Genomic DNA, 4,013 nt, shown 5'->3' with positions numbered 1-4,013 from the left:
TGGGTATTTTTGACTAAAACCGCGAAGGGTCAAGTTTGGGTGAGATAAACAAATTATATCAACCCATTAGGATTGCCCTGCTGACTGGCTCGACTTTTTAGGTTTACCGTTCGTTTTCGGCTTATCCTCGGAGCTAGTGTACTTGTAATAAGTGTTTCGAGAAATCCCCACAATCTCGCAAATATCCTTAACGCTCCGATCAAGATCTTTCTTTAACGAGAGAGCGGCCTTTTTCTTCTTTTCATCCACCCCTTTTGGCCTGCCACCTTTTCTACCTCGTGCTCGTGCGGCTGACAATCCAGCATTGGTTCGCTCGCGGATGATGTCCCGCTCGAACTCAGCCAGCGATGCGAAGATATGGAAGATAAGCTTGCCTCCGGAAGTCGTGGTGTCAATGTTTTCCTGCAAGCTCTTGAACCCGACACCTCGGGAAACGAGATCGCGAACCGTCTCAACCAGATGCGGGAGTGAACGTCCCAAACGATCGAGTTTCCAAACGACAAGCGTATCGGCAGGGCGACAATGTTGAAAAGCCTCGGTCAGCCCTGGCCGCTCCACCTTGGCCCCGCTTGCGGTGTCTATAAAAATGTGCTCACACCCAGCGGCTAAGAGTGCATCCTTTTGAAGATCAAGGCGCTGGTCGGTGGTCGAGACTCTGGCGTATCCGATGAGCATGTAAACGGTCCGTTGTTGTTAGCTGCTTTCACCACGAAACTCAACTCGCAAGATATTCATTGGCACTTAGATTTAGTATACTGGTTTATTGGGATATGATAAAGTGGGCAATCGTATAAAATAAGACTTATTGAGCGTGCAATGCTCTATACCAGAAAAATGACCGTTTTTGTTGTACTAAATTCCACCCAGGAGAATTAAACAGCCTATGGCCGTCCGATACAACGACCGGCTCAAAATCCTGGGCGATCAGGAGATCGAAGAGTTATACGGACGTCCACGATTCAACCACGAAGAGCGTGTACATTTCTTTAGTCTCATACCAGAAGAACATACCGTGGTTGACGATTACCACACACTGGCTAGTCGCGTACTATTTATCCTCCAGGTCGGCTTCTTTAAAGCGAAGGCACTGTTCTACGCTTTCGAATTCGACGACGTAAAAGAAGACATGCGGCATATTTTGCAACAGCATTATCCGCATATCCACAATACAGAACTTATCGTACCAAACCTGAAACAGACCCGCCATGCACAACAGCGGAAGATTCTCGATTTGTATGGCTACCAAGCTTGCAATGCCGAGGCGCGCGCAACCCTGATGGAGAGGGCCAGCCAGGTTGTACGCATTTCAGCAAAGCCGATTTTTCTGTTCCGAAATCTTTTGCAGTACTTGGAAAGCCGCCGAATCGTCGTGCCAGGTTACAGTTTTATGCAAGACGTGGTGAGCCAAGCTCTCGCTGACGAACGAGCACGGCTGACCTCTATCCTTGAGGGGCGGTTGGATGAGGACACCATCAAGACACTCGACGCACTTTATGTCGAACGCGACGGAATGTATGCTGTCACGCCCTTGAAACGTGACCCGAAGGACTTTTCCCTGGGCGAAATGAAGCGGGAAATTGCACGGATTCAGTCCCTGGAAATTCTGAATCGAACAGCAAAAGCGTTGTTGCCAGAATTGGGAATCTCCAACGACAGCATCGCCTATTATGCCGCCCTTGTTGATTACTATACAGTGCAAAAGCTGCAACAAATGCCAACCGGCATGGCTCGCCTCTATCTTTTGTGTTTTCTCCTGCAACGCTACCAGAAGATAAATGACAATCTTATTAATGCCTTAATCTACCATGTGCGTAAAGTGAGCACCACCGCCAAAGAGTGCATGGAACAGCAGGTTCTCGCTTTTAAACAGGAAGGCAACGAAAGCGCCGAGCGCATAGGTCAGATACTGAGCATGTTTCTAGACGAGAGCATCTCAGATTCGGTGTCCTTCGGTGAGATCAAGCGGCGTGCATTCGACATCCTGCAACGTGATCAATTTCAGCGCGCTGCGCAATACGTCGGGTCACAAGCATTCGATACTGTAACAATCGAATGGGAGTTGATCGCCTCGCTTGCGCCGTCGTTCAAGCAGTACCTACGACCGTTGCTGCTGTGGCTACCGTTCGGGGGGCACCGCGAAAACGACAGCCTGATGGAAGCGATCGTGTTTTTGAGAAAGAGCTTCGCCAAAGGAAAAAGTCTTACCCGTTACAAATTCGCAGAGATCCCGAAAGCATTCATCCCCCAGGGAGTGAAATCCTACCTCTACGAAAAAGATAGGGACGGCATCTACAGCATCCATCCCGATAAATACGAGTTTTTGGTGTACCGCCTGCTGCGTGATAGATTGGAGGCGGGCGACATCTATGTCAACGATTCGCTGCGTTTTCGCAGCTTCGACGAAGATCTGATAAAGAAGGAAATCTGGCATCGGGATAAAGAACAGATTTTGAGAGATATCGATGCCCCATTGCTGTCACGACCGATGGCCGAGGTTCTCAAAGACATTGAAGAGGAACTGGAAAACACCTACGATGATGTAAATCGACGGATTCTCTCTGGGGAAAACCAACACATCAAGCTGAGCAAGAAGAAAAACGGTACGACCACTTGGACGCTACCGTATGTAAAAGAAGAGGAGACGGTCAACAATCCCTTTTTTGACGGAGTACCACAGATTCATATTGCGCAATTGCTCCAGTTCATTGACTCTCGCTGCAAGTGCCTGGATACGTTCACCCATATTCTTCAGAGGTACGTAAAAACACCTCTGGATCGACACGCTGTCGTCGCATGCCTGATTGCCTATGGCACAAATATCGGCTTGGGTAAAATGGGCGCAATTTCGGATATGAGCTACCCGACGTTATACGCGGCCGCCAAGAATTTTCTGCGTCCAGAGACGGTACGGAACGCCAACGATCAGATTAGCAACGCAACGGCCAAGTTACAGATCTTCCGCCACTACAATATCAATGACATGATCCATTCGTCGAGCGATGGGCAGAAGTTCGAGACGCAGAGCCACACCATCCGTTCACGCCATTCACCAAAGTACTTCGGCCTGAAAAAAGGCATCAGCAACTATACTGGAGTGGCCAACCATGTACCGTTCAATGCTCGCATTATCGGTGCTAATGAATCTGAATCACATTATGTCTACGATATTTTGGCCAATAATACGACAGAGATCCGGCCAGGCGTCCACTCGACCGACACGCACGGCACAAACGCGGTCAATTTTTTCACCTTGGCAGTTGCCGGCTACCAGTTCGCGCCACGATACCGCGATATCCGCGATAAGATGGACACACTCTACGGTTTTAAACACCCGAGCAACTACGACGAAAAGTATCTGTTAAAACCGGGCAGCAAAGCGAACACCAGGTTAATTCTCGCCGAGGAGGACAACATCAAGCACATCCTCGCTTCGCTCGCTATGAAGGTCACCAGTCAGAGCGTGATCATTGGCAAACTGAGCTCTTACGCACGGAAAAATCGTACAAAGAAAGCGTTGTGGGAGTTGGATAACCTCCATCGCAGCCGCTATCTCTTAAACTACGTCGACTCCCCACGCCTCAGGCATAATGTTCAGCGCGTGCTGAACCGCGGAGAGTCCTACCACAAGCTTGTGCGTGCTGTGGCGTATGCAAACGGCGGCAGATTAAGGGGTAGGACAGACTTGGAACAGCAGCTGTGGAGCGAGTGCTCGCGGTTTCTTACCAATTGTGTTATTTACTACAATGCTTGCATCTTATCCAAACTTTTGGAGTACGCTGAACGCGTGAAGGATTTCGATCTAGCAGACCGGATCAAACGGATCAGTCCAGTGAGTTGGAAGCATGTGAATTTCTATGGTGAGTATACGTTTAAGGAAATCAGCGTTATCATTGATCTTGAGCGGATTATCAGTCAATTGGTGGTGTCGGAAGTTGGCAGTGCTAACAATCTGATATGATAAGTTTATCTCGTCCAAACTTGACCCTTCGCGGTTTTAGTCAAAAATACCCAAT

Annotated in this window: 2 protein-coding genes; one reads left to right on the top strand and one right to left on the bottom strand. The window is 48.8% G+C overall.

Annotation, left to right across the window (positions count from 1 at the left end; translation table 11 throughout):
• Window positions 1–66: 66 nt before the first annotated feature.
• Complete coding sequence (locus tag FP815_08995; GenBank protein MBA3015077.1) at window positions 67–675, bottom strand: recombinase family protein; 609 nt, start codon at window positions 673–675, stop codon at window positions 67–69.
• A 208-nt stretch (window positions 676–883) separates the two neighbouring features.
• Here FP815_08995 and FP815_08990 point away from each other — a divergent pair, with 208 nt between their 5' ends.
• The gene (locus tag FP815_08990; protein MBA3015076.1) at window positions 884–3,958 is read left to right on the top strand and encodes a Tn3 family transposase; all 3,075 of its coding nucleotides are present in this window, start codon (window positions 884–886) and stop codon (window positions 3,956–3,958) included.
• Window positions 3,959–4,013: the final 55 nt, after the last annotated feature.

The organism is Desulfobulbaceae bacterium, from assembly GCA_013792005.1.
Taxonomy (GTDB): domain Bacteria; phylum Desulfobacterota; class Desulfobulbia; order Desulfobulbales; family VMSU01; genus VMSU01.
This window is presented reverse-complemented; position numbering and strand designations above follow the sequence as displayed.

Bases quoted from the DNA above. Each gene is read 5' to 3' on its own strand.
- FP815_08995 (MBA3015077.1), bottom strand. From the start codon at position 675: ATGCTCATCGGATACGCCAGAGTCTCGACCACCGACCAGCGCCTTGAT.
- FP815_08990 (MBA3015076.1), top strand. From the start codon at position 884: ATGGCCGTCCGATACAACGACCGGCTCAAAATCCTGGGCGATCAGGAG.